Below are 26,750 nucleotides of genomic sequence, written 5' to 3'. Positions count from 1 at the left end.
ATGCTCTAGCTTTTATTCATTCTCATTATTTTGTGCAGCCAAGTGATTGATTGGACCCCATTTTGAACCAACATCAATTGGATGTGAAATTGCTTCATAGGTGAAGTCCTTAGCAATTTTTACACTATCAATTAAATCGTTGCCTTTAGCAAGTTCAGCGGCAATGACTGCGGATAAAGTATCACCAGTACCGTTTACGCGGTCAGTCTTAAAGTATGGCTTAGGGAAGGCATGGAATTTGCCATCTTCAGTCAGCAAAATATCAGTTACTTCAGTTGGGTTACCGTCATGACGACCCTTCATCAAAACGTTCTTGGCACCCATGTCTTGCAACATTTTAGCGCCTTTCTTAACCTCGTCTAGGTCGTTTAATTCAAGACCGGTTAATTTTCTTTGTTCATAGAAATTAGGCGTAATGATATCAGCAAGTGGCACCAGACGCTTGATAAAGGTGTTGTAAGAATCATCGTCCATTAAAGTATTGCCGTGTTTAGTAGAAATCACGGGATCGATGACAATTTTACCGAAATCATATTTTTCAAGGTTGTCGGCAACTACGTTCATCACTTTGGAATCGGCAACCATCCCAGTTTTAGCAGCATTGATAGTAAAATCATCTGCTAAAACGTCGAATTGTTTTTGAATGAAATCAAGTGGCATTACTTCAGCTGCATAAATTCCCGTTGTATTTCCCGCAACGGCAGCAGTTAATAATCCCATGCCGTAAACGCCACGTGCATAAAATGAATGTAAGTCTGCAGGCATCCCTGCGCTACCATCACTGTCATTACCAGCGATAGTTACTGCAATTTTTGGATTTTTATCTGTCATTTGAAGGCCTCTCTTATTTGTTATTCACCAAAAATTATAACGCAATTAATTAGACATCCGCTAGAATCTGCACTCCAAAAAAAGTAAACTAATAAGAAAGCGCTTTTGATAGGAAAAATTAATATGAAAGAAAAATATATTTTATCTATTGATGAAGGAACGACTTCAACTAGGGCAATTATTTTTGATCATGATGGAAAAGAAATTGCCTCAGCTCAAAAAGAAATTAAACAATACTTTCCTGAACCAGGCTGGGTAGAACACGATGCCAATGAAATTTGGATGGCAGTGCAGACTACAATTGCCAATGCTTTTATTCAATCAGGTATTTGGCCAGGACAAATTGCCGCTATCGGAATTACTAACCAACGTGAAACTACCGTAGTTTGGGATAAAGAAACCGGTGAACCAATTTATCACGCAGTTGTGTGGCAATCACGTCAAACAACTGAATTAGCCGAAAAGCTGAAGAAAGAAAGTTATGGTGAAAAGATCAGAGAAAAGACTGGGTTAATTATCGACCCATATTTCAGCGCAACTAAGATTCGCTGGATTCTTGATCATGTGCCAGGTGCGCAAGAAAAGGCGGAGCAGGGCAAGCTTTTATTTGGAACAATCGATAGCTGGTTGGTCTGGAAATTGACTGATGGACAAAAACATGTGACTGACTACACCAATGCTTCAAGAACCATGCTCTTTAACATTCATACCCTTAAGTGGGATAAAGATATTTTGAAGCTGCTCAATATTCCAGAGCAAATGTTACCAGAGGTGCGTTCTAACTCTGAAGTTTATGGCAAGACGGCTACTTACATGTTCTTTGGTGGAGAAGTGCCAATTGCCGGAATGGCAGGGGACCAACAAGCTGCTTTGTTTGGTCAGCTTGCTTTAAAACCTGGCATGGTGAAAAACACTTATGGAACAGGTGCCTTTATCGTGATGAACACTGGCGATAAACCAACCACGTCTAACAATAATTTACTGACGACGATTGGTTATGGCATCAACGGCAAGATTACTTACGCCTTAGAAGGTTCAATCTTTGTGGCAGGTAGTGCAATTCAGTGGCTGTGTGATTCGATGAAACTAATTAAGAATGCTCTTGATTCTGAAAAGGCAGCATATGAGTCAACTTCCAAAAATGAAGTCTATGTCGTGCCTGCATTTACGGGACTTGGCGCACCATATTGGGATGCGGAAGCACGTGGTGCAATTTTCGGTGTTACACGTGGAACTACTGACAAAGATATGATTAAAGCAACGTTGCAATCACTGGCCTATCAAACTAGGGATGTAGTTGATACGATGCAAAAAGATTCCGGTATCGATATTCCATCCCTTCGCGTTGACGGTGGTGCAAGTAACAATAACTATTTGATGCAATTCCAAGCAGATATTTTGGGTAAAAAGATTGAACGAACCAAGGTGCTCGAAACAACCAGTATGGGTGCCGCATTTTTAGCCGGTCTTGCAGTTGGCTATTGGAAAAATATTGATGAATTGAAGCATGTCTTCACTATTGGTCAGGCATTTGAGCCTAAGATGGGTGACCTAGAACGAGAGAAGCTATATAATGGCTGGCAGCGTGCAATCAAGGCTACACGCGTTTTTGCTCATGGTGAATAAATATGAATTTGAGTTGACAGTAATCAGCTCTTTTTTTGTATAATAAAAGTAGTATATTAATTCTTTCACAAGGAAGGCGAGACGCATGGAGCACGATAGAATAGTAGCTTTAGATGGGCCACTTAACTTTAGAGATATTGGCGGCTACAAAAATAATAAAGGCCAGCATGTAAAGTGGAATAAAATTTATCGTTCCGATTCGCTTAGTTCTTTATCAAAAGAAGATGAACAAAAACTAGCTGATCGCCGCATTGTTGTAGATATCGATTTGCGTTCTACCTATGAACAAAATGCTGCACCAGATAAACACTGGCCAGGTGTTAGATATGTAGACGCCCATATTTATTCGGATAATCCTAAGGAAAATAAAGGTGATAATAAGCTCTTTCGCTTTATTCACCACATTCCTGACATGGGTGATAATTTCCTAGGTAAAATTTACCAGCAGGTTCTACTTAACTCACACAGCCAAGAAGAATTTGCCAAAATTTTTGCGGAATTAATTGAACTGCCTGAAGAAGATGCCCTTGTCTATCACTGCAGTGCCGGCAAGGACCGAACCGGTATGACATCAGCTTTAATCTTGACCGCCCTCGGTGTTGACGATGACACGATCGCACAAGATTATCTGTTGACTAATGAACTTTACGATTTTGCCGTTTCTAAGCAATATCCTGATGAAAATCAAATTGCCAAACTCGTTTCCAAAATGAATTTGACCAAGGGTGAAGGCCCAGCCATCCGTGGTATTACCGAAACAATTCGCAAAGGTTGGGGCAGCTTTGACAACTTTTTCAAGCGAGAGCTTGGTTTTAGTCAAAAAGATCTAGATAGATTTAGAAAGATGTACTTAGAATAGGAACAAAATGACAACTTTATCTGATGTAGCTAAAGAAGCAAACGTCTCCAAAATGACGGTATCAAGGGTAATCAACCACCCTGAACAAGTAACGCCAGAATTGCGTGTCATGGTTGAAAAGGCGATGGAGTCTTTAAACTATCATCCAAATTCTATCGCGCAGGCTTTAGTCAATAATCGTTCTAACGTGGTTAAGTTCGTTACACTAGAAGATATCGATACAACAGAACCTTATTACATGAACCTGCTATTCGGCTTTGCCCGTGGTTTGAACTCCAAGCAATATGCGATGCAACTGGTAACGGATCCTGATCAGATTGAAAAGGGCCGTGCCGATGGCTATTTGATTACTGGTGCGCGTAACAAAAACTATGACATGTTTGATAAGCTGGATAAGCCATTTGTTTTATTTGGTGAAAATCACCGCGGCTATGATTTCGTTGATAGCGATAATCAAATGGCAGAAAAAATGGCCACGCAGTATGCCTTAGATCGCCTGTATAAGCACATTATTTTTATCGGGATCGATATTAAGGAACCTTTTGAATACTCACGTGAAGCCGGCTATATTAACACGCTGCAGCAACACCAATTAATTCCGCAGATTTATCGTGTGGCCAACCACAGTCACGTGGCAGAAAAAGTTGTTCGTGAACACTTTAAGGAGTTCAAAAAGGATACCTGTTTTATCTGTGCTAGTGACCGTATTGCAATTGGTGTTGTGCGGACATTGCAGAGCCAAGGCGCACGAATTCCAGAAGATTTTGGTGTAATCGGCTTTGATGGCGTCTTCTTGGACCAAGTTTCAAATCCTAAATTGACCACGATTAAGCAGCCAATTTTTGAAATGGGCGAAATGCTGGCCAAGATGCTTTTGCAAAAGATCGCCCAATCAGGTTCACCCCAAGGCGAGATTATGTTTAAGCCTAAATTAGTTAGACGACAAACAACTAGATAGATGGAAATGCACATTTGACACAAGTCGTGTGCATTTTTTGATTTGAAAAATCTTTTCATATCGCAAATGAAAGCGCTATACTTAAAACTAAGAGATAAGTTATAGAGAATCAATTCGGAAACAGAGGTCAGGTTATGAAAAAAGTTTTAGCAATTAATTCAGGTAGTTCATCTTTTAAATACAAGTTATTTTCTTTTCCAGATGAAAGAGTAATCGCTTCAGGTATGGCTGATCGTGTAGGAATGGAAAATGCGGTATTTAAGATTAAACTTAGCAATGGTAAAGAGTACATCAAAAACACAGCAATTCCTAACCAAGCTGCAGCCGTTAAATTATTAATGGATGATTTGAAGAAATTCAATGTAGTTAAAGACTTAAAAGAATTTGCTGGTGTAGGCCACAGAGTCGTTAACGGTGGTGAAATCTTCAAGGATTCAGCCCTGATTGACCAAAAGAAACTCCAACAAATCTTTGACTTGGGTGACTTGGCACCATTGCACAATATCCCTGAAGCTACAGGTATCAAGGCTTTCATGGAAACTATTCCTAGCGTGCCACAAGTAGCTGTATTTGATACTTCATATCATACAAGTCTTGACCCAATTCATTACCTTTATTCAATTCCTTATAAGTATTACAAAGAAGACAGCATCCGTAAGTATGGTGCACACGGTATTTCAGTTGAATATGTAGCTCGCCGTGCTGCCAGAATGATGGGCAAGAACCCTAACATCGTTAAGTTAATTGTTTGTCACTTGGGTTCAGGTGCTTCAGTTACTGCAGTTAAAAACGGCAAGTCCTTCGATACTTCAATGGGCTTCAGTCCTTTGACTGGTGTAACAATGGGTACGCGTAGCGGTGACTTTGACCCATCTGCTTTGCAACAATTGATGCATAAAACAGGTATGTCAATTGATGATGCCGTTGATATGCTTAACCATGAATCTGGTTTGCTTGGTATCTCAGGCATTTCATCTGACATGCGTGACTTGATCGAAAGCAAGGAAAAGAGAGCTAAGCTTGCTCGTCGTATCTTTATTAACCGTGTTGTTCGTTATGTTGGTGCATATGCCGCAGAAATGGACGGCGTTGACGGTATTGTGTTTACTGCCGGTGTTGGTGAACACGATTCAGGCGTTCGTGCTGGTGTAATGTCATACTTGAAGTACTTAGGTTTAAAACCAGACTACAAGGCTAACAGAACTAACGGTGAGAAGTTTATTTCAATGCCGGATTCAAAGGTAAAGGCTTTGGTTGTGCCAACAAACGAAGAGTTGATGATTGCTCGCGAAGTCATCCGTTTGACACGTTAACAAAAAATATTGCTAGACAATGAGTGCATCCCCAAACAGGGATGCACTTTTTTGATACCGCTAACATATCACTATGTGTTGAAAACGGTTTCTTCAATCAACTAAAATATGTATGGAGGAAAAATTATGGCACATTGGTACGATCACGCAATTATTTATCAAATTTATCCTAAGTCTTTCCAAGATAGCAACGATGACGGTATCGGCGATCTTAACGGTATTCGCAAACGTATCCCATATTTAAAGAATTTGGGCATCAACGCAGTGTGGCTGAATCCTATTTTCGTTTCGCCTCAAGTAGACAACGGTTATGATGTCTCAAATTACTTTGCTATCGATCCTCACATGGGGACGATGGAAGACATGGAGAACTTAATTAAGGACTTACACAAAGCAGGCATCCATCTCATCATGGACTTCGTTTTGAACCACACTTCAGATCAACATCCTTGGTTCCAAGATGCAATTAAGAATCCAGATAGCCTGTATCGTGATTACTATATTTTCGCTGGGCACGACAATAAGCGTCCTAACAACTGGGGATCATTCTTTGGTGGCAGCGTATGGGAACCAGATCCAGCTGGAACCGGTCAATCATATTTCCACTTGTTTGACAAGCGCATGCCAGACCTTAACTGGAAGAACCCTGAAGTACGTCACGCAATGCTTGAAGTGGCTGAATTCTGGCTTAAGAAGGGGATTGATGGTTTACGTCTTGATGCCTTTATTCACATCGGCAAGGCTGATTTAAGACAAAACTATCCTACTGTTGATGGCAATACCGAGCCAGTTGTCGCAGAGCCGTTCTTTGCCAACTTACCACAAGTGCAAGAGTGGATGAGACCATTCTGTGAACAAATCAAGCAAGATTATCCTGATGCATTGCTGTTAGGTGAAGCTGCCAGTGCAAGTGTCAACTTGGCCGTTGATTATACTTCAAAACGTAATCATTTAATGGATAGCGTAATCACATTCCGCTACTTCACTGAAGATGATTCAAATGTCGACAAGCGTTTTTCAGCCCAATACCAACCTAAAGATCTTGATATGACAGCCTTTAAGCAAAACCAAGTTGTTTGGCAACAAACTTTAGCTGGTGTATCTCAACCAACTTTGTACTGGAATAACCATGATATGGCTAGAATTGCGACTAGAGTTGCTAAGACACAAACGCAGGCTAAGAGTTTGGCTATGTTGATGTATTTGCAACGCGGAATTCCAGTTATCTATTACGGTGAAGAGCTTGGCTTGAAGAACCTGCACTTTGATAACGTTGATCAATTTGAAGATCAAACTGTTGGCCCTTGGCTTAAGGATGCAGAAAAAGTCATCGGCAAAGACAAGGCTTTAGCCATGGTTAGCGACACGCATAAATTGCCAGCTCGTGGTCCAATGCCATGGAATGACACTAAGAATCACGGCTTTACCGAAGGAACACCATGGATAAACGGAACTAGTCAAAATGATGCTACGGTAGCTAGCGAAGTTAACGCCGATGGCAGCATGTTTACTTTCTATAAAGATATGTTGGAACTTAAGAGAGAAGCTTTGTTCCAAGACGGCACTTACTACATGATCTCAACTGATAAAAACAGTTACGTATATCAAAGAGACTTAAACGATGAAAGTGCCATCGTAGCTGTTTCATTAAGTGATAAAAAGACGAAGATCAAGCTTCCTGCTGGCTATACTACAGAAGTTTTGAAAGCCGGAGAATACAAATTAACTGACGGAGTATTAACCTTGATGCCTTATGCAGGCGTTGTGTTGAAAAAGGAGAATTAAAATATGCAATTAGCTGCTTTAAAGCACCGAAGTGAGAGTGAAGATAGTTTTGTAATTGATCCTAAGCACGTTCGCGTTCGTTTTCACAGTGCAAAGGGCGATGTTGAAAAGGTAATTGTTCACTACTGCGATAACTATTTGCCACTGAAATACGCAAAAACGATTGAAATGGATAAAATCGGCGAAGGACAAGTAGAAGATCACTGGGGTGCTACGCTTGAAGCACCATTTCACCGTTTAAAGTACACCTTCGAGGTTATTGGTAAAGATGGTACCAGCGTAGTTTACGGTGATCGTGCTATCAGCAGCGACATCGAAGCCGCAGTTAATAAAGACGGATCATACTTTAAGATTCCATATTGTCATGAAATCGATATGGTTAAAACACCTGAATGGGTTAAGCATACCGTTTGGTATCAAATCTTCCCTGAACGTTTTGCTAACGGCGACAAGTCTAACGACCCAAAGAATGTAAAGCCATGGAACCCATCCGATCATCCTGGCCGTGAAGACTACTACGGCGGTGACTTACAAGGTGTGCTTGACCACTTAGACTACCTTAAGAAGTTGGGCGTTAACGGCTTGTACTTCTGTCCTATTTTTAAGGCTGGTTCAAACCACAAGTACGACACAATCGACTACTTACAAGTTGACCCAGAATTCGGTGATAAAGATTTGTTTGCCAAGGTGGTTAATGAAGCTCACGCTCGCGGCATGAAGGTTATGCTTGACGCGGTATTCAACCACTTGGGTGACAAGTCAATGCAATGGCAAGATGTAGTCAAGAATGGCCCAAGTTCACGTTTTGCTAACTGGTTCCACATTAATAAGTATCCAGTTGAACCATATCATGATCCATTGAAGGGTGAAGGTGACCCACAATTTGATACCTTTGCTTTTGAAAAGCACATGCCAAAATTGAACACTGCTAATCCAGAAGTGCAAGATTTCTTGCTTGAAATCGCAACCTACTGGGTAAAATACTTTGATATTGATGCATGGCGCCTTGATGTGGCTAACGAAGTAGACCACCACTTCTGGAAGAAATTCCACAAGGCAGTTACCGACATTAAGCCAGACTTCTATGTTGTAGGTGAAATTTGGCACTCAGCACGTCCATGGCTTAACGGCGATGAATTCACTGGCGTTATGAACTACCCTTACACTTTGCAGATCGAAGATCACTTCTTTAAGAACAAGTTGACTGCTACGCAATTGACTAGAAGATTGACCGACCAATTGATGAAGTACAGGGATGAAACCAATGCCGGCATGATGAACATGCTTGATTCGCACGACACAGCCAGAATTTTAACTGTGGCTAATGGTGATCAAGACTTGGCATTACAAGCTCTTGCTTTTGAATTTATGCAAAAGGGTAGTCCATGTATTTACTACGGTACTGAAATGGGCATGTCCGGCGGCAACGATCCAGATTGTCGTAAGCCAATGGACTGGTCAAAAGAAGATGGCCCAGTATGGCAAAGAGTTCACAGCTTGATTGAATTCCGTTTAAAGCATGATGAAACCTTTGGTAAAGGCCAAATTAAGTTATACGTAACAGAAGATGGCTTAATTGAAGTCGATCGAGCAGGCAAAGAACAGATTCATGCCTACTTTAATACCACAAAAAAGAATGTAAAAATTTCTTGTGAAAATGCATTTAGTCAAAATTATGAAAATGGCGAATTAGCTCCAAAGGGCTTTGTAGTCGAGGTTCGTTAAAAGTTACTTTTAATAAGCAATCTAAAAGAAGGTAGATTAAGTTCTGCCTTCTTTTTTGATTAATTAATTCTGATACCGGTAACATGCGTTTTGATATTGTAAACCGCTTTCAATTCAAGGATAATGAAAGCGTAAACAAAAGAGCACATCAATAATTTGCGGGAGATATGTAATTTATGAAACGAATTTTTGAAATTGACCCTTGGAAGGTAATTACCCATAACTTCGATCCAAAAGATAAAAGATTGCAAGAAAGTATGACTGCAATCGGTAATGACTACATGGGTATGAGAGGAAACTTTGAAGAAGGTTACTCAGGTGACAGTCTTCAAGGTACATACTTAGCTGGTGTTTGGTTCCCAGACAAAACTGTAGTTGGTTGGTGGAAGAACGGTTATCCAAAATACTTTGGTAAGACCCCTAACGCACCAAGCTTTATCGGAATTGGAATTACAGTAAATGGTGAAAAGGTCGACTTAGCTAAAGTAAAATTTGACGATTTTGAATTAGCACTCGATATGCACCAAGGCCTTCTTACAAGAAGCTTTGTTTATGAAGGCAAGGACGTTAAAGTAAAATTTGAATTTGAACGTTTCCTTCACATCATTCAAAAAGAAGCTGCTTTGATCAAAGTTAAAGCGACTGTACTTGAAGGTCACGCAAAGATTGATTTTGATTCAACTTTAGACGGTACTGTTGTTAACGAAGACAGTAACTACGGTGATCGCTTCTGGATTCCACTTGGCGAAGACAAGGATGAAAAGAGCATCCAAGTTAAAACTAAGGCAAATCCTTATGACGTTCCACAATTCACTGTTTTGCTTAAAGAAAGCTTACGTCATAACGGTGAAACGGTTAACGGCGACGTTACTACTGAAGATGCAAAATTAAGCGAAAAGTTTTCAGTAGACTTAAACGAAAACGAAAGTTACGAACTTGAAAAAGATGTCATTGTTGTAACTAGCCGTGACGTTGAAGACAAGGATCAAGCTGCTGTAGCTGACAACTTAATGAAGAAACTTCAAGCAAAGAGCTTCGATGAAAACTTAGCAGATCATACCGAAGCTTGGAAGAAGCGCTGGGAAACCAGTGATGTTGAAATTGCCGGCGATGATGCAGCTCAACAAGGTATTCGTTTCAATATTTGTCAATTATTCATGACTTATTACGGCGAAGACAAGCGCTTGAACGTTGGTCCTAAAGGCTTTACCGGTGAAAAGTACGGTGGTGCTACTTACTGGGACACTGAAGCTTACATCGTTCCAATGTACTTAGCCGTAACCAAGCCAAGCGTTACAAGAGCACTTCTTCAATATCGTCACGATCAATTGCCAGGTGCTTACCATAACGCTAAGGAACAAGGTTTGCCAGGTGCATTATTCCCAATGGTTACCTTCAACGGTATTGAATGTCACAACGAATGGGAAATCACCTTTGAAGAAATCCACAGAAATGCGGACATTCCTCACGCAATTGCTATGTACACTGATTACACTGGCGACGACAGCTACGTTAAGAACGAAGGTATGGACGTCTTAGTTGGTACCGCAAGATTCTGGGCAGCTAGAGTTCACTGGTCAAAGTGGCGTAACAAGTACGTAATGCACGGTGTAACGGGTCCAAACGAATACGAAAACAACGTCAACAACAACTGGTTCACCAACACTATGGCAAGATGGCTCCTTAAATATACTTTGGAACGCTTGCCACTTGCCACTAAGGAAGCTCAAGAAAGAGTTCACGTAACTGATGAAGAAAAAGCTAAATGGCAAGACATTGTAGACAAGATGTACTTACCAGAAGATAAGGAACGCGGCATCTTCTTACAACAAGATGACTTCTTAGACAAGGACATTCGTCCAGTTAGCGAAATCGAAGATCAACGCCCAATTAACCAACACTGGTCATGGGACAAGATCTTAAGATCACCATTCATCAAGCAAGCCGATGTTTTACAAGGTATCTACTTCTTGAACGATGAATACACGATGGAACAAAAGGAAAAGAACTTCGACTTCTACGAACCATTAACAGTTCACGAAAGTTCACTTTCACCATGTATTCACTCAATCTTAGCTGCTGAACTTGGCAAGCAAAAGAAGGCTGTTGAGCTTTACCAAAGAACTGCTCGTCTTGACCTTGATAACTACAACAACGATACCGTTGATGGTTTGCACATCACTTCAATGAGTGGTTCATGGCTTGCAATTGTTCAAGGCTTCGCAGGTATGCGTTACGACCACGATCAATTGAAGTTCAACCCATTTGTTCCTGAAGGCTGGGATCACTACAGCTTTAAGATTAACTACCGCGGTCGTTTGATCGAAGTTTATGTTGATCATGAAGGAACTAAGCTTACTTTGCTTAAGGGCGAAGACATTGATGTCTTAGTCCATGATAAGAAAGTTACTCTTAAAGAAGGTGAAACTACAAATGCTTAAAGGATTGTTATTCGATTTAGATGGTGTTTTAACCAACTCAGCTAAGTTTCACCTTACAGCTTGGAACAATTTAGCTAAGGAATTAGGCATTACCTTAACGGATGCTCAACTTGATAGCTTACGTGGTATTTCAAGAATGGATTCACTTAACTTGATCTTGAAATACGGCGGTCAAGAAGACAAATACACTGAAGCAGAAAAAGAAAAATTCGCTGCAGAAAAGAACGCTAAGTTTGTTGAACAAGTTGAAACAATGACGCCAAAGGACATCTTGCCTGGTATTCCTGAATTATTAGCAGATGCCAAGAAGCAAAACTTAAAGATGGTAATTGCTTCTGCTTCAAAGAATGCACCTAAGATTTTAACTAGATTAGGCATCATGGATGAATTTGATGGAATCGTTGATCCAGCAACTCTTCACCATGGTAAGCCAGATCCAGAAATTTATATCAAGGCGCAAGAAATTGCTGGTTTAAAGGCAAACGAAGTGATCAGCTTCGAAGATGCTAAGGCCGGTGTTGAAGCAATTAAGGCTGCTCATCAATTTGCAGTCGGCATTGGCGATAAAGAGCTTTTAAAGGAAGCTGACTACATCGTTCCAACAACTGCTGATCTTAAGCTTAGTGAAATTGAAAAAGTTTTTGAAGAAAAAGAATAAAAGTTAGAGAGTAGGGGAAACAATGGTTGAGGTTGATTTAAACCATATTTACAAGAAATACGAAGGAAACGATAAGTATTCTGTAAATGACTTTGACTTACATATTAAAGATAAGGAGTTCATCGTTTTCGTTGGACCGTCTGGTTGTGGTAAGTCAACTACATTAAGAATGGTTGCTGGTTTGGAAGACATCAGTAAAGGTACTTTGGAAATTGATCACAAGGTAATGAACGATGTCGCTCCAAAGGATAGACACATTGCTATGGTTTTCCAGAACTACGCTTTGTATCCACATATGACCATTTACGACAACATGGCCTTCGGACTTAAGTTGCGTCACACACCTAAGGATGTCATTGACAAGAAGGTTAAAGATGCAGCTAAGATGCTTGGCCTAGAAGAATACTTGGACAAGAAACCAGGTGCTTTGTCAGGTGGTCAAAGACAGCGTGTTGCATTAGGACGTGCGATCGTTCGTGCCGCACCTATCTTCTTAATGGACGAACCTTTATCAAACCTTGATGCTAAACTTCGTGTAACAATGCGTACCGAAATTGCCAAGCTTCACCAAGAATTGGGTACTACAACTATTTACGTTACCCACGACCAGACTGAAGCTATGACCTTGGCTGACAGAGTTGTTGTTATGTCTGTTGGTCATGTTGAACAAATCGGTTCACCACTTGAGGTTTACAACAAGCCAGTTAACATGTTCGTTGCTGGATTCATTGGTTCCCCTCAAATGAACTTCTTCAATGTTCACTACAAGGACGGCCGTATTTCAGACGGTAAAGGTTTGAACATCGGTATCCCTGAAGGTAAAGCAAAGATGCTCAACGAAAAGGGCTACAACGATAAAGATTTGGTCTTCGGTATTCGTCCAGAAGACATCCACTCAGAAGAAGCGTTTATGGAAACTTGGCCAGACTCAGTAATTGAATCAAAGGTTGTTGTTTCAGAACTTTTGGGTGCAACCATCCAACTTCACCAAGAAGTCGATGGTACTGAATTTACTGCTATTGTAAATTCACGTGATTATCACAAGCCAGGTGACATGGTCAAGATGGGTTTCGATGTTAACAAGGCTCACTTCTTTGACAAGGACACCACAAAGGCTATCGTTAACTAATTTAATTTATTAAAGCTTACAACCATATGTAGCAAAGGCTACTGTTGTTAAGAAATTGTTTATTGTTTTGATTTTTTAGGAGGAAAAAGTCATGAAGTTTTGGAAGAAAATGGCTTTAGGTAGTACTGCTGTTTTAGCTGCTATGTCACTTGCAGCTTGTTCAAACGGCTCATCAAATTCATCAAGTAGTAGTAGCAGCTCAAACAAGAGTGCTAATTTGACCCTTTGGGTAGATACTGAACAAGTTCCTTACTACAAGCAAATTGCTAAGGACTTTACTAAGAAGAACAAGAACATTAAGGTTCGTGTTGTTCAAAGTCCTAACGGTTCAGCTAACGCTAAGACTGATGTTGGTAAGGACCCATCAAAGGCTGCCGATGTATTTGAAGTTCCTAACGACCAATTAGGTCAAATGGCTGAAGCTGGTTACATTAACCCACTTTCACCTTCAGCAACTAAAGACATTAAGGCTAACTACATTAGCGTTGCATCAAAGGGTGTAACTTGGAAGAACAAGATTTACGCATTCCCATACGCACAACAAGCTCAAACTATTTACTACAACAAGTCTAAGCTTTCTGCAGATGACGTTAAGGATTGGAAGACTTTAACCTCTAAGGGTGTTGTAGCTACTGACTTTACTAACGCATACGTAATGTGGCCAGTAATGTTCTCAGCAGGTACAAAACTTTACGGTGACAACGGTGAAGACCTTAAGGGTTCAACTATGAACTCACAAAACGGTGTAAACGCATTGAAGTGGTACGCAGCTCAAAAGAACAACAAGGGCGTAATGCAAACTTCAAACGCTTTGAACCAATTGAAGAAGGGTAACGCACAAGCTATTCTTGATGGTCCATGGAACGCAGCTAACATTAAGAAGATCTTAGGCAAGAACTTCGCAGTTGCTAAGTATCCTAAGATTGACGTTGGTGGTAAGAAAGTACAAATGGAAGCATTCCTTGGTATCGAAGGCTTCGCAGTTAACTCACACACCAAGAATGCTAAGGCTGCTTCAGATTTAGCTGCTTACATCACTAACAAGAAAGCTCAATTAATTGCCCACAAGGAAGCTGGTCAAATTCCTGTACTTAAGGCTGCTGTAAACTCAAGCGCTGTTAAGACTGACCCAGTTGCTGAAGCTGTAATTGAAATGGCTAAGCCAGGTAACTCAGTATTGCAACCAATGCTTCCACAAATGGCAACATTCTGGAACGAAGCAGCTCCACTTATCAGTGGTACTTACGACGGCAAGATCAAGCCAGCACAATACAAAGCAAAGCTTGCTAAATTGCAAAAAGATATTTCAAAGAAATAATTTAAATCAAATATTTCTTAAAGCATAAGCAAAGGTTGGCAAAAAATTCCAACCTTTTTGCCTAAGAAGGGGAGAAGTTATGTTTCTAAAGAAAAAGCATGTAGCTCCTAAAGCAACATATCGCGAAGTATGGTCTAAAGGCGATGCTGCTACCAAATTATCATTCTTTATAATGGGTAGTAACGCCTTATCCAACAAGCAATGGGCAAAAGGGCTCGTATTTCTGATTTCAGAAATCGTATTCATTGCTTGGTTCGTACTTAGCGGTGTTCCAACTTTAAACTCGTTAGCTACATTAGGTACTGATAAAACAAAAAAAGTTGTCTATGATGCCGCGCAAGGTGTTTATGTCACCAAGCAACCTTCAAACTCAGTTTTGATTTTGCTGTTCGGTGTTTTGGCTATCATGTTATGTATTGCAATGATTGCTCTTTACATCGCCAACTTAAAATCAACTAGACACAACTACGTTTTGAAGCGTGATGGTGAACATATCGCAACTAACGTTGAAGAACTTAAGAGTTTGCTCGACACTCGTTTGCACGCAACCTTAATGTTTATTCCATTACTTGGTATTCTGTTCTTCACGGTTTTGCCAACGGTTTTCATGATCTCGATGGCTTTTACCAACTATGATCGTCAACACCCAATTGCCTTCTCTTGGACCGGGTTCCAAGCGTTCGGTAATGTGCTTAGTGGTGACCTTGCTGGTACTTTCTTCCCAGTATTAGGCTGGACTTTAATTTGGGCTGTAGCTGCTACTGCTACTACCTTCTTCTTCGGAGTACTGCTTGCCTTATTGATCGAATCAAAGGGTATTAAGTACAAGGCATTCTGGAGAACTATCTTCGTAATTATTTGGGCTGTCCCACAATTCGTATCACTTTTGATGATGGCTCAATTCTTGGACTACCAAGGTGCTTTGAACAACATCTTGATGAACTTGCACTGGATTAGTTCGCCAATTCACTTTATTGACAACCAAGCTTCTCCATTAGTTGCAAGATTAACCGTTATTATCGTTAACATGTGGATTGGTATCCCAGTTTCAATGTTAGTTTCAACTGCGATTATCCAAAACTTACCACAGGATCAAATTGAAGCTGCCAAGATTGACGGTGCTAACGCAGTACAAATCTTCAGATCAATCACTTTCCCACAAATCTTATTTGTTATGGCACCTTCACTTATTCAACAATTCATTGGTAACATCAACAACTTCAACGTTATCTTCTTGCTGACTGGTGGTGCACCAATGAACAGTAAATATAACGGCGCCGGATCGACTGACTTGCTGGTAACGTGGCTATATAACTTGACCTTCGGGCAAGAGCAACGTTATAACGCATCAGCGGTACTAGGTATCTTAATCTTCATTATTAGTGCGGTCGTCTCGCTGATAGCCTACAGACACACTAATGCTTACAAGGAGGGCTAGACATGAAGTCATATACAAATCAAAGACGGCTCTCATTAATCTTTCGGTATATCCTCTTAGCACTTTTAGCAATTATCTGGATTTTACCAATTGTGTGGATCGTCTTAGCAAGTTTCTCATATAACGATACTGGATTTGTTTCGACCTTCTGGCCAGAACAATTCACGTTGCAGAACTATATTGGAATTTTTACGAACCCACAATATCCATTTGGTAACTGGATTATTAACACATTGATTGTTTCTCTTGCATCAATGATCGTTTCAACATTCTTGACTATTTCAGTTGCTTACGTTCTGTCACGTCTTCGTTTTAGATTTAGAAAACCTTTCTTGCAAATTGCTTTGGTTCTTGGGATGTTCCCAGGCTTCATGTCAATGATCGCTTTGTACTACATCTTAAAGGGTCTTAACATGTTAAACCTCTTTGGCTTATTCTTGGTTTACGTTGGTGGTGCCGGCCTTGGCTTCTACGTTGCTAAAGGATTCTTCGATACTATTCCTAGATCAATCGACGAAGCTGCCGAAATCGACGGTGCTACTAAATGGCAAGTATTCATCCACATTGGTTTACCACTTTCAAAGCCAATGATTGTTTACACTGCTTTGACTGCTTTCATTGCTCCATGGACAGACTTCATTTTCTCAGGTATTATTCTTTCAACCTCAGGAAATGCTAAAACTTACACGGTTGCTTATGGTTTGTACAACATGGTGCACACAGCCAAAGGTAATGCGACTGCATACTTCGCACAATTCGTTGCAGGGTGTGTAATCATCGCTATCCCTATCACTATCTTGTTCGTATTCATGCAGAAATTCTACGTTAACGGTATTACTGCAGGTGCTGATAAAGGTTAATCAAAAATTTGCTTATGCTAAAAAATGTCTTGCTTCGGCAAGGCATTTTTTGTTTGCTTTTAAAGGCGAAGTTATACAATCAACTTAAGATGATTAACATAACTAGAATTAGGAAGTGACGAAATGAAGATTGGGGAAGCGTTAAGACAAGAAAGACTGCGATTGAATCTTAGTCAAAGTCAGATGGCTGGGGATGTATTGACTAAGTCATTTTATGCAATAAGAAAAGAAAGCTAGGAGGAGAAACAAAGAATACCGCCTCATCTATTGATGAGGGGATGAATTTGTTTCTCCTCCTTTTTGCTTTTAATGATATAATATAAATAAGCTAAAAAGCTTATGCTATATGTGTTTAGGAGAGATTTAATGGTAAAAGAATATCATACTTCTTCTAGTGTCTCGATCTTGATTTATCATCTTGTTTGGGTAACCAAATACCGCAAAAAAGTGTTAGATCAAGAATGCCGTGAACTGCTAGATCAGAAAATAAGAGAAATCCTCGCTGATAATTCCTGTCAAGTTGAAGCGCTAACGGTGATGCCTAACCACGTTCATTTGGAAGTAGTCATGCCCCCGTGGATGTCGGTTACAGTTTTGATTAAGAAGCTAAAAGGCACGACCGCTAGATGGCTCTTTAAAGAAAAGCCGGAACTCAGAGAAAGCCTGTACCATCATCATTTATGGTCGCCATCATATTTTGCAAGAACTGTTGGCAACTGTTCAGAAGAAACCATCAAGCAATATGTAGAAACTCAATGGGAGCGCCCATTTAAGTAGATTAGAAAGGAGAAGATAATCCATGCGTCAAAAGTCAAACCCAGCCCTTGATGAAGTCAAGTACGGTGTAGCACAAATCAGAATGTATCCGACTACTGCACAAAAGACTTACTTTTGGCGCTTGTTTGGTGCTAACCGTTGGTTATGGAATCAAATTAAAGACATGACCGACAAGCGGTATCAAAATAATAAGAAATTATTATTCCCATCAACTGCTTCCTTAAAAAAGCTCTTGCCAAGACTAAAGCAGGAATATCCTTGGCTAAAAAAAGCAAACTCCACATCTCTGCAGGCAACAGTTGAATATTACTGCAATGCCCAAGAAGCCTTCTTCAAGCAGACACCGGTTGGCAGAAAGCCACCTAAATTTAAAGGACGGCATTTCTACCGCCAAAGTGCCACTTTAAAGAATGTCCCTTCTAAGCGCAAAGATGGCAGTCTGCTCTACCCGATTCAGACAGTGAATAAATACTGCCTCAGAATTGGAACGAGAAAGCCAATATTTGTAGAAACCAGTTCACTTAATCGACTAAAGCATAAGGTGATTAAGCGGATGATGGTCGTCTATCGCGCTGATCTTGACCGTTTCTATTTAAGCTTTGTCGTAGCTGATCAGAAGGAAGAATTACCACAATACCAAGCCAAGACGCAAAAGACCGGCAAGATGATCGGCATTGATGTCGGCTTAGGCAATGAATGGCTAGTAACCAGTGATAATCACCGTTGGAGCGTACCGCAAACTTTTGAAGCAGAAAAAGCTAAAAATTTGCGCCAAAGCCATTGTGATCGTAACCGGACTGCAGTTGAGAAGCGAGTGGCACGTTTCAATCAAAAACACAAAGAGACTAAGATTGATAAGTACGACTTTGCCAACTGGCAAAAGCTTAGAAAGACTAAAAGCAAGTATCAAGTAAAGATTAACAATATTCGCCTAGACTACATCCAGCAAGCAACTACTTGGCTTGTTAAGCACTATGATGTAATTGCCATTGAAGATTTGAAAACCAAGAATCTTCTAGGCAATCACAAATTAGCGCGTAATATTGCCAATGCAGGTTGGAGCATGTTTAGACGAATGCTGGCATATAAGTGCAAGTGGTACGGCAAGAAGCTGATTGTTGTCCCACCGCAATATACTAGCCGGATTTGTTCAGACTGCGGACAAAAAAATCCTGCTTTTGCGCATATGAAAACACGCGACTGGCTAAGCGTAAGAGAATGGACTTGTCCGTTTTGTCGTGCCGAGCATGATCGCGATGTTAACGCAGCTAAGAATATCCTAGCCAGAGCAGTTTGCTAGACTGCTGTAAATAATTAGTGGGTATGGAACTAGACCCTGCTAAAAAGCCCGACCGCTATCACGTTGTAGGTATTAAAAAACTACAGTCGGCTATGAAAGTAGCCCACATTTTCGAGTGAACGTGGCAAGTCTAGGTGTTCGCAAGATCTCTAAAAAGAGACCACCCATCTATCTGATGGGTGGTAGTTCATTTTGAGAATAGAGCAGTGTAGGTATAAAAAAGGCTAAGTTGTCTTTATGTCATTATTCCTTAATATGCAAAACTTTTCAAAAATAATAAAATATCTACAATTGCTTTTGGACTATTCCAATTATTGTGAGATCTAACGTGTTAGAATTAAAACGTAAAAATAGAAACAGTTTTATAAGGACACAAAAATGACTGACATTAAAATTATACAAGGTGATATTACTAAGATGAAGGCTGATGCAATAGTGAATGCAGCCAATAATTCACTTCTTGGTGGAGGTGGTGTTGATGGTGCGATTCATGCGGCTGCCGGCCCTCATTTGCTTGAAGAATGTATGACTTTGCATGGTTGTCATACAGGGGATGCAAAGATCACCTTAGGCTATGATCTGCCAGCTAAGCACGTAATTCATACAGTTGGTCCAGTGTATTCAGGTAAGTCTAGTGATTGTGATATGCTAAGGGCTTGCTATCGTAATTCTTTAGACTTAGCTAAAAAAGCAGATTTGCATAGCATTATTTTCCCAGCTATTTCAACTGGTGTATTTGGCTTTCCTGCTAAGATAGCAGCCGAGATTGCCTATGATACGATTGCTGAATGGCAGAAAGAAAACTCAAAATATAAAATGCAAGTTGCCCTTTGTGCGTATGATGATAGGATGTATCAGTTATACAAGCAAGTTGCGGCATAAGAAAAAGACTGTTTAGTCTGAAGAAGAACTAAACAGTCTTATTTTTTTATTATTTGTTTCTATAAGAAATTCCCCAGGCAAAGACTAACACTAAAATGAAGTTAATTAATAGCGTAAATCCAGTTACCCAGAAAACAGTCGCATAATTAGAGAAGCCAGAAATGGTGGAACCCATCATTGATCCAAGGACAGCCCCAACAGCTTGGAAGGACTGGTTATAGCTGAAAATCCGGCCAAAGCTCTCAGATGGAGTATTAAGGGTTAATACTGTTTGAGCAGCGGGCAACATCCCTGCACTGGCAATCCCTAAGATAAAACGTAGAAATGCTAATACCCATGGAGAATTTGTCAATGCCATTGGTACGAACAATACAGCTCCAATGATTAAACCTAAACGTAACACACGTAACGGCCCGATTTCGTCCATCTTGTGGCCAATCTTAGAAGCGGCGATCAATGTACCTAACCCTGGAGTAGCTGCAACTACACCCGCTACAAAAGCTACGTCACCACTACCATGCATCATTGATTTAACATAGAGTGAAACAATCGGATCGATAGACATAGTGGAAGATTGAACGATCATTGTAGTGATAAACATGATAATAATCAGTTTCAAATGAGGCAAACTCTTCATGATTTCGCCCATTGGCTTCATCTTTTCACGAGAGATTGGCGTAAAGTCTTCGTGAACCAAGAATGTTGTACCCAAAAATACAATGAACATCAGGACACCAGTAATGAAGAAAGGAATCCGATAGCCCCAGGCACCGCCTAATAAATTGCCGAAAAAGCTAGATAAGGCACCACCCAGAAGTGGCCCAACCAAGTTGCCAGCAGTACCAGCCGTCATCATCTGGCTCATTACCCAGCCACTTTTTTGATGTGGCGTTTCACTAGCCATTAATGCTGTTGCGTTATTGATATAACCTGAAAAAGAGCCCTGAATAAAACGCATAACGACGATATAAAGGGCGTTAGGAGCAAAACCAGTCAAGGTAATAGTAATTGCCATCACGCCAGAGGCACGCATGCACATTAACTTTCTGCCTTTACGGTCAGCTAAACTGCCCCAATAAGGAGAAACAATTGCCTGGGCAATAAAGGTCATGGCAAAAGCTAGACCTGAGTAAAGGTTGATTTGTAATTTAGAATAATTGCCCAAATCTGAAATAAATAGAGAAACAAAAGGCATGGTCATTGAGTAACCCATACCGGTAATAAAACAGCCTAGCCATAGGGTATAAAAGGCCTTATGCCAGCCGGCAGGAAAGGCACTAGATTTTGCAGTAGTCAAAAAGTCATCTCTTTCAAGCTAAAAATAAATGTTAATCAATAATATTAATTTTAGCACATGCAAAAAGCTAAAATTTCCCTCAAATTCTTATATAAAGCGTAACTATTGCAATTATAATGTGCTACGATAGTGATTCGAGGAAGGAGTTGTCAAAAGATGGCACATATGTCACGGCGAGAATACCGGATGAAAAAAGAGCATAGCCAAGCAGGTGCTGATCAATCCCGGATTAATTATTCAAGAAGCAAAGTAAATAGCCGAGAAAAATTTAGAAGTAGGAAAATTAGCAATCCGCAACCAATTGATCATGCTAATGTTGCTCGTGCATCTAGAGAAAATATCTCTAGAGAGAATTATCATCACGTTAAGCTAAACTTTTGGACGATTTTCTCGGACCGTCCTTATGTTTCCGTAGCGATCATCGTTTTAGCCCTATTCTTCATTATGATTAAAATGTGGTGGGGTCTAGCTGCTTTATTCGTACTTGTCATCATTGGAATTTTTATTATCGGACGCAGTCATCACCCAAATCGTGTACTGAGTCTAGAATTCCATATGAAGGCTTCTAGAAAATTGAGCATGCTACGTGCCTTTGAACTTGGTGGTTCAATGGTTATGTTTTTGGCAACTTATATGAAGCAGGTTGTAACGGTCGACTTCTCATCGGCAGGATCAACCGATAGCTTCCAAATCGTCCAAGGCGTGCTTTCAAATAACGGTGGCTACTACGGTCAACAAGGTTCATATTTCTTAAGCTTGCTTAACACTATCACGGGCGGTCAGCTTTGGAGCTCATATCGTTACGCAACTAACAGTGCACAAATGATGAGTAGTAGTTCTGGGCGCTGGATCATTATTTGGATCATGCTTTTAATGATTGCGCCAGCTATCTGTGTTTTGGCTCAATTCTTTAAAGAGCCATATTCAAGAAATGCCACTTTGATTACGTCATTAATTACAACGATCAGTTTTGTTCTAACGCCAGTTTTGATGCGTAGATGGGTTGTCGGTTATGCCATGGAAAATCAAATGACCAGAGCAGCCGCTAATAATGCGGTACACATCGGAACAATGGCTTATGTCGGTATGGCTTGCTCAATCATGGTGTTGGTCATTGCAATTTATCGGTTTGTAAAACAAGATAATTTTGAATAAGGAAAAAACTTTAATTTAGTGTTAGATGAGGATTTGATGGAATCCTCATCTAGCACTTTTATTTTGTCTAAAATAATCAGCTTACGAATTCATAGATTTATGATCCACCATTTAGTCTAGGAAAATAAAAATACTACTAAAACTTGAATTAATAAAATCGAATTTTAGTAGTATTTTAAATATGAGAACATTTCATAATTTTTTAGTTGGCACAGATAAATGTGTTACGACAGGTAGAACTATCTTCAAATTCTTCCTTTTTTTTCATAGTTTCTGGATCAATTTCTGTGGTCAAGACTTGCAAATCTAATAAAGCTTCCATAGTAATACTTCCTTATAAAATAGCTATTTTAAAAAATGCTAAAGCAGGATACAGAGATCCTGAAAATACGGAAATTCAGAAAATGGTCAAAATAATATTGCTAATTTTGCGAAACTATCAATAGTTAAACTCCAAGAGCATTTTAGTAATGGTGAGGTTGTTTCATATCCTGATATTACAATTAAATCAGGCGAAAAAATTCTTTTATCAGGTGACAGTGGTACAGGAAAAAGCACATTATTTAAGTTAATATTAGGGGAATTAAAACCTACCGAAGGAAAAATCATTTTTAAAGATAAAAATGGTCAGCAAATTCATCCTGATTTAGCTAAAATTGGATATATTCCTCAAGATCCTACGCTTTTTCCAGGAACAATTAAGGAAAATATTACAATGTTTAATAATAAGTTAGATGGTGAAACTGAAGGAGTTGCTAAAAAATGCAATTAGGTACAGACCTAAAAAAATGCCTAATGGCATAAATACATACATTAATTTGGATCAATTGAATCTATCGGGTGGTCAAAGACAAAAAATTGTTTTAGCAAGGACTAAGGTCTATGGTAGTAAGTTACTATTAATTGATGAAGGAACATCAGCTATTGATGAAAAAGCTACTTTGAAAATTTTAAAGAATATTTTACAAGGCCCTGAAGCAATTGTCTTTATTGCACATAATTGGTCGAAGGAATTACATGATCTTTTTGATAGAGAGATTTATTTACAAGATAATAAATAATGTTATACCTATTGTGGGATGGAGGTGAATCTTCATCCCACAAATTTTTGCCCCAAATAAGATTTAAACGCAACAAAAAAACAGCTTAGTCAATTGGACTAAACTGTTTTTTCTTTTATTTTTCTGGGAATTAAGTAGTGAATAATGAACCTTTATTTTTAATACCAGTTGTGAGCTAACCAAAACTTCTTGGCATTTACCCATGAACCGTAACGGCCGTAAACGTAGTTGTCAGCAGTACGTTCTTGGTTCTTTGGTGATAAGTCGCCACGTAAGTAACTGATATTTAATTGGTACTTACCGTAACAAACACCGTTTCTAGCAGTGTAGCTACCACCTGATTCGCGCATTGCGATCCAGTTCTTAGCAGCCTTTTCTTTCTTTGAAAGCTTTCTGGTTGCGGCTTGTACAGTTTGATTGCCTGAGTTGGTAGAAAAAGTTTCGGCAACTGCGACACATGCAAAGGCAAGTGCTAATGCAGCTAAGATTTTTACTAAAGTAGATTTAACGTGTTTATTCAATTTATTCATTCCTTATTTAAAACTTAAAAAAATTATTTATTTCTTAATGACTATGATTATATAGTACAAGGTCAATGTGACAGCAGTGTTACAAAATGACAACGTCACTCTTACAATCAAGAATAATTAGCCTTTTTTAAACGTTTACGTCCTTAGTTTGGTAAAATTTAAGGGAAATATGTATTATTTAGGAGGTCAAAATGGCTGTAAAACGTTTTTATGAAATTTTTCACCCAGAACATTACGATTTGCGCATCAATGTAAACCGTAAGAATAAAGAGATTAACGGTACTTCTACTATTACTGGTGACGTAATTGAAAACCCAGTATTCATTAATCAAAAGTTTATGACCATCGACAGCGTTAAGGTTGATGGCAAGGACGTTGATTTTGAAGTAGTTGAAAAAGACGAAGCAATCAAGATTGAAACTGGCGTAACTGGCAGAGCCGTAATCGAAATTGCTTATAGCGCACCACTTACCGACACTATGATGGGTATTTACCCTTCATACTACGAATTAGAAGGCAAGAAGAAGCAAATTATCGGTACGCAATTTGAAACTACTTTTGCTCGTCAAGCATTTCCATGTGTTGATGAACCAGAAGCTAAGGCTACCTTCACCCTTGCCCTTAAGTGGGATGAAGAAGACGGCGAAGTTGCACTTGCCAACATGCCAGAAGTTGAAGTTGACCAAGATGGCTACCACCACTTTGAAGAAACTGTTCGTATGTCAAGCTACCTTGTCGCATTTGCCTTTGGTGACTTACAATCAAAGACTACTCACACTAAGGATGGCGTTTTGATTGGTGTTTACGCAACTAAGGCTCACAAACCTAAGGAATTGGACTTTGGCCTAGATATTGCTAAACGCGCAATTGAATTTTACGAAGACTTTTACCAAACTAAGTACCCACTTCCACAATCATTACAACTTGCTTTGCCAGACTTCAGTGCTGGTGCCATGGAAAACTGGGGTCTTGTAACTTACCGTGAAGCTTACTTATTGCTTGACCCAGACAACACTAGTCTTGAAATGAAGAAGCTTGTTGCCACTGTTATTACTCACGAATTGGCTCACCAATGGTTCGGTGACTTGGTAACCATGAAGTGGTGGGACAACTTATGGCTTAACGAAAGTTTCGCTAACATGATGGAATACTTGTCAGTTGACGCTTTGGAACCTGACTGGCACATCTGGGAAATGTTCCAAACTAGTGAAGCTGCTGCCGCATTATCACGTGATGCTACAGACGGTGTTCAACCAATTCAAATGGAAATTAACGACCCAGCTGATATTGACTCTGTCTTTGACGGTGCCATCGTTTACGCTAAGGGTTCAAGAATGTTAGTCATGGTTCGTTCACTTCTTGGCGACGATGCTTTGAGAAAGGGCCTTAAGTACTACTTCGATCACCACAAGTTTGGCAATGCCACTGGTGATGATCTTTGGGATGCACTTTCAACTGCTACTGATCTTGATATCGGTAAGATTATGCACTCATGGCTTAAGCAACCAGGTTACCCTGTAGTTAACGCATTTATCGATGAAGATGGTCACTTGAAGCTTACTCAAAAGCAATTCTTCGTTGGCGAAGGTGAAGACAAGGGTAGACAATGGCAAATTCCATTGAACGCAAACTTCGACGCTCCTAAGATTATGTCTGAAAAAGAATTAGACTTAGGTAACTACAAGGTTATCCGTGAAGAAGCAGGTCACCCACTTAGACTTAACATTGGCAACAACTCACACTTCATCGTTAAGTACGACAAGACTTTGCTTGATGATATATTGTCAGAGGTTGACGAACTTGAACCAATTGATAAGTTGCAATTATTGCAAGACCTTAGACTTTTGGCAGAAGGTAAGCAAATTTCATACGCTTCAATCGTGCCACTTCTTACTAAGTTTGCAGATTCTAAGTCAAGCTTGGTAATCAACGCATTGTACACTACTGCTGCTAAATTGCGTCAATTCGTTGAACCAGATTCTGCCGCAGAAAAGAACTTGAAGAAGCTTTACGATCTCTTATCTAAGGATCAAGTTGCTCGCTTAGGCTGGAAGGTTAAGGCTGGCGAAAGCGATGAAGATATTCAAATTCGTCCATATGAATTAGCTGCTAGTCTTTACGCAGAAAATGCTGACTCAATTAAGGCAGCTCATAAGATCTTCACTGAAAATGAAGACAATTTGGAAGCAATGAATGCTGATGTTCGTCCATATGTTTTGATCAATGAAGTTAAGAACTATGGCAGTCACGACTTAGTTGCTAAGTTGATCAAGGAATACCAAAGAACTGCAGATGCTTCATACAAGGCTGACTTACGTGCAGCTGTAACCAGCACCATTGACAAGGCTGAAGTTAACTCAATCGTTGACAAGTTTGAAGATGCTGACGTCATTAAGCCACAAGACCTTCGTGGTTGGTACCGTGGACTTCTTGCAAACCACCATGGTCAACAAGCTGCTTGGGACTGGATCAGAGAAGATTGGGACTGGCTTGATAAGACTGTTGGTGGCGACATGGAATTCGCTACATTTATCACAGTTACTACCGGTGTCTTCCATACTCCTGAAAGACTTAAGGAATTCAAGGAATTCTTTGAACCTAAGGTAAATATTCCACTTCTTAGTCGTGAAATTAAGATGGACATTAAGGTCATCGAAGGCAAGGTTAACTTGATCGAAGACGAAAAAGATGCTGTAAACAGTGCAGTTGCTAAGGCAATTGACTAAAAAATAAATAGCTAAAGAAATAAGGATCCACTATGTAAGAAGTGAATCCTTATTTTTCGTGGTATAATATCTTTTATTGCT

21 protein-coding genes and 1 pseudogene are annotated in these 26,750 nt (G+C 39.8%); 19 read left to right on the top strand and 3 right to left on the bottom strand.

Going from position 1 to position 26,750, the window contains the following annotated elements:
• Positions 1–12 precede the first annotated feature (12 nt).
• Complete coding sequence (gene thiD, locus BN1206_RS08650; RefSeq protein ID WP_013642547.1) at positions 13–831, bottom strand: bifunctional hydroxymethylpyrimidine kinase/phosphomethylpyrimidine kinase; 819 nt, start codon at positions 829–831, stop codon at positions 13–15.
• 123 nt (positions 832–954) lie between these two features.
• Here thiD and glpK point away from each other — a divergent pair, with 123 nt between their 5' ends.
• From glpK to BN1206_RS08575, 16 genes are all read left to right on the top strand, one after another.
• Positions 955–2,457: a glycerol kinase GlpK gene (gene glpK / locus BN1206_RS08645; protein WP_052543262.1), complete on the top strand. Its 1,503-nt coding sequence runs from the start codon at positions 955–957 to the stop codon at positions 2,455–2,457.
• A gap of 85 nt (positions 2,458–2,542) precedes the next feature.
• Positions 2,543–3,316, top strand: coding sequence for a tyrosine-protein phosphatase (locus BN1206_RS08640; protein ID WP_052543261.1), 774 nt, complete (start codon positions 2,543–2,545; stop codon positions 3,314–3,316).
• Positions 3,317–3,323: 7 nt separating this feature from the next.
• Positions 3,324–4,274, top strand: a complete 951-nt coding sequence (locus BN1206_RS08635; protein WP_013438722.1) for a LacI family DNA-binding transcriptional regulator — start codon at positions 3,324–3,326, stop codon at positions 4,272–4,274.
• Between the two features lie 134 nt (positions 4,275–4,408).
• Entirely contained in the window at positions 4,409–5,587 is a 1,179-nt protein-coding gene (locus tag BN1206_RS08630) for an acetate/propionate family kinase (RefSeq protein ID WP_014566220.1), read from the top strand.
• Positions 5,588–5,713: 126 nt separating this feature from the next.
• Positions 5,714–7,372: an alpha-glucosidase gene (locus BN1206_RS08625; RefSeq protein WP_014566219.1), complete on the top strand. Its 1,659-nt coding sequence runs from the start codon at positions 5,714–5,716 to the stop codon at positions 7,370–7,372.
• A gap of 3 nt (positions 7,373–7,375) precedes the next feature.
• Positions 7,376–9,097, top strand: coding sequence for a glycoside hydrolase family 13 protein (locus BN1206_RS08620; RefSeq protein ID WP_013438719.1), 1,722 nt, complete (start codon positions 7,376–7,378; stop codon positions 9,095–9,097).
• Between the two features lie 176 nt (positions 9,098–9,273).
• Positions 9,274–11,538 carry a glycoside hydrolase family 65 protein gene (locus BN1206_RS08615; RefSeq protein WP_013438718.1) on the top strand — a complete coding sequence of 755 codons (2,265 nt, stop codon included), beginning with the start codon at positions 9,274–9,276 and terminating at the stop codon, positions 11,536–11,538.
• Entirely contained in the window at positions 11,531–12,196 is a 666-nt protein-coding gene (gene pgmB / locus BN1206_RS08610) for a beta-phosphoglucomutase (RefSeq protein ID WP_013438717.1), read from the top strand. The genes BN1206_RS08615 and pgmB overlap by 8 nt, the downstream gene beginning before the upstream one ends.
• Positions 12,197–12,218: 22 nt before the next feature.
• A complete protein-coding gene (locus BN1206_RS08605) occupies positions 12,219–13,325 on the top strand; it encodes an ABC transporter ATP-binding protein (protein ID WP_013438716.1) in 1,107 nt (368 codons plus the stop codon).
• Between the two features lie 91 nt (positions 13,326–13,416).
• Positions 13,417–14,643, top strand: a complete 1,227-nt coding sequence (locus tag BN1206_RS08600; RefSeq protein ID WP_014566218.1) for an extracellular solute-binding protein — start codon at positions 13,417–13,419, stop codon at positions 14,641–14,643.
• A gap of 79 nt (positions 14,644–14,722) precedes the next feature.
• Positions 14,723–16,081, top strand: a complete 1,359-nt coding sequence (locus BN1206_RS08595; protein ID WP_013642538.1) for a carbohydrate ABC transporter permease — start codon at positions 14,723–14,725, stop codon at positions 16,079–16,081.
• 2 nt (positions 16,082–16,083) lie between these two features.
• Positions 16,084–16,941: a sugar ABC transporter permease gene (locus BN1206_RS08590; RefSeq protein ID WP_013438713.1), complete on the top strand. Its 858-nt coding sequence runs from the start codon at positions 16,084–16,086 to the stop codon at positions 16,939–16,941.
• Between the two features lie 123 nt (positions 16,942–17,064).
• Positions 17,065–17,178 carry a transcriptional regulator gene (locus tag BN1206_RS10210; RefSeq protein WP_082104778.1) on the top strand — a complete coding sequence of 38 codons (114 nt, stop codon included), beginning with the start codon at positions 17,065–17,067 and terminating at the stop codon, positions 17,176–17,178.
• A 129-nt stretch (positions 17,179–17,307) separates the two neighbouring features.
• Entirely contained in the window at positions 17,308–17,718 is a 411-nt protein-coding gene (gene tnpA / locus BN1206_RS08585) for an IS200/IS605 family transposase (protein WP_014566129.1), read from the top strand.
• A 22-nt stretch (positions 17,719–17,740) separates the two neighbouring features.
• Positions 17,741–19,018: an RNA-guided endonuclease InsQ/TnpB family protein gene (locus BN1206_RS08580; RefSeq protein WP_052543260.1), complete on the top strand. Its 1,278-nt coding sequence runs from the start codon at positions 17,741–17,743 to the stop codon at positions 19,016–19,018.
• Positions 19,019–19,396: 378 nt separating this feature from the next.
• Positions 19,397–19,900 carry an O-acetyl-ADP-ribose deacetylase gene (locus BN1206_RS08575; RefSeq protein ID WP_052543259.1) on the top strand — a complete coding sequence of 168 codons (504 nt, stop codon included), beginning with the start codon at positions 19,397–19,399 and terminating at the stop codon, positions 19,898–19,900.
• 49 nt (positions 19,901–19,949) lie between these two features.
• On the opposite strand, the gene BN1206_RS08570 is transcribed toward BN1206_RS08575, so the two are convergent.
• Complete coding sequence (locus BN1206_RS08570) at positions 19,950–21,197, bottom strand: MFS transporter (protein WP_013438710.1); 1,248 nt, start codon at positions 21,195–21,197, stop codon at positions 19,950–19,952.
• A gap of 156 nt (positions 21,198–21,353) precedes the next feature.
• On the opposite strand from BN1206_RS08570, the gene BN1206_RS08565 reads away from it, so the two are divergent.
• The gene (locus tag BN1206_RS08565; protein ID WP_156172747.1) at positions 21,354–22,352 is read left to right on the top strand and encodes a cytochrome C5; all 999 of its coding nucleotides are present in this window, start codon (positions 21,354–21,356) and stop codon (positions 22,350–22,352) included.
• Positions 22,353–22,815: 463 nt separating this feature from the next.
• Positions 22,816–23,413: pseudogene (locus BN1206_RS09665) on the top strand (ATP-binding cassette domain-containing protein); the annotation flags it as partial.
• Between the two features lie 158 nt (positions 23,414–23,571).
• Here the strand turns inward: BN1206_RS09665 and BN1206_RS08555 are convergent.
• Entirely contained in the window at positions 23,572–23,934 is a 363-nt protein-coding gene (locus BN1206_RS08555; protein ID WP_013438708.1) for an aggregation-promoting factor C-terminal-like domain-containing protein, read from the bottom strand.
• Between the two features lie 200 nt (positions 23,935–24,134).
• On the opposite strand from BN1206_RS08555, the gene BN1206_RS08550 reads away from it, so the two are divergent.
• Positions 24,135–26,669 (top strand): M1 family metallopeptidase, encoded by a 2,535-nt coding sequence (locus BN1206_RS08550; RefSeq protein WP_013438707.1) that lies wholly within the window; start codon positions 24,135–24,137, stop codon positions 26,667–26,669.
• Positions 26,670–26,750: the final 81 nt, after the last annotated feature.

Origin of the sequence: Lactobacillus sp. OTU4228 (assembly GCF_001006945.1) — a bacterium.
Taxonomy (GTDB): Bacteria; Bacillota; Bacilli; order Lactobacillales; family Lactobacillaceae; genus Lactobacillus; species Lactobacillus amylovorus.
This window is presented reverse-complemented; position numbering and strand designations above follow the sequence as displayed.

Bases quoted from the DNA above. Each gene is read 5' to 3' on its own strand.
- BN1206_RS08550 (WP_013438707.1), top strand. From the start codon at position 24,135: ATGGCTGTAAAACGTTTTTATGAAATTTTTCACCCAGAACATTACGAT.
- BN1206_RS08625 (WP_014566219.1), top strand. From the start codon at position 5,714: ATGGCACATTGGTACGATCACGCAATTATTTATCAAATTTATCCTAAG.
- BN1206_RS08580 (WP_052543260.1), top strand. From the start codon at position 17,741: ATGCGTCAAAAGTCAAACCCAGCCCTTGATGAAGTCAAGTACGGTGTA.
- BN1206_RS08565 (WP_156172747.1), top strand. From the start codon at position 21,354: ATGGCACATATGTCACGGCGAGAATACCGGATGAAAAAAGAGCATAGC.
- pgmB (WP_013438717.1), top strand. From the start codon at position 11,531: ATGCTTAAAGGATTGTTATTCGATTTAGATGGTGTTTTAACCAACTCA.
- thiD (WP_013642547.1), bottom strand. From the start codon at position 831: ATGACAGATAAAAATCCAAAAATTGCAGTAACTATCGCTGGTAATGAC.
- BN1206_RS08605 (WP_013438716.1), top strand. From the start codon at position 12,219: ATGGTTGAGGTTGATTTAAACCATATTTACAAGAAATACGAAGGAAAC.
- BN1206_RS08635 (WP_013438722.1), top strand. From the start codon at position 3,324: ATGACAACTTTATCTGATGTAGCTAAAGAAGCAAACGTCTCCAAAATG.
- BN1206_RS08600 (WP_014566218.1), top strand. From the start codon at position 13,417: ATGAAGTTTTGGAAGAAAATGGCTTTAGGTAGTACTGCTGTTTTAGCT.
- BN1206_RS08575 (WP_052543259.1), top strand. From the start codon at position 19,397: ATGACTGACATTAAAATTATACAAGGTGATATTACTAAGATGAAGGCT.
- BN1206_RS08590 (WP_013438713.1), top strand. From the start codon at position 16,084: ATGAAGTCATATACAAATCAAAGACGGCTCTCATTAATCTTTCGGTAT.
- BN1206_RS08615 (WP_013438718.1), top strand. From the start codon at position 9,274: ATGAAACGAATTTTTGAAATTGACCCTTGGAAGGTAATTACCCATAAC.
- BN1206_RS10210 (WP_082104778.1), top strand. From the start codon at position 17,065: ATGAAGATTGGGGAAGCGTTAAGACAAGAAAGACTGCGATTGAATCTT.
- BN1206_RS08640 (WP_052543261.1), top strand. From the start codon at position 2,543: ATGGAGCACGATAGAATAGTAGCTTTAGATGGGCCACTTAACTTTAGA.
- tnpA (WP_014566129.1), top strand. From the start codon at position 17,308: ATGGTAAAAGAATATCATACTTCTTCTAGTGTCTCGATCTTGATTTAT.
- BN1206_RS08595 (WP_013642538.1), top strand. From the start codon at position 14,723: ATGTTTCTAAAGAAAAAGCATGTAGCTCCTAAAGCAACATATCGCGAA.
- BN1206_RS08620 (WP_013438719.1), top strand. From the start codon at position 7,376: ATGCAATTAGCTGCTTTAAAGCACCGAAGTGAGAGTGAAGATAGTTTT.
- glpK (WP_052543262.1), top strand. From the start codon at position 955: ATGAAAGAAAAATATATTTTATCTATTGATGAAGGAACGACTTCAACT.
- BN1206_RS08630 (WP_014566220.1), top strand. From the start codon at position 4,409: ATGAAAAAAGTTTTAGCAATTAATTCAGGTAGTTCATCTTTTAAATAC.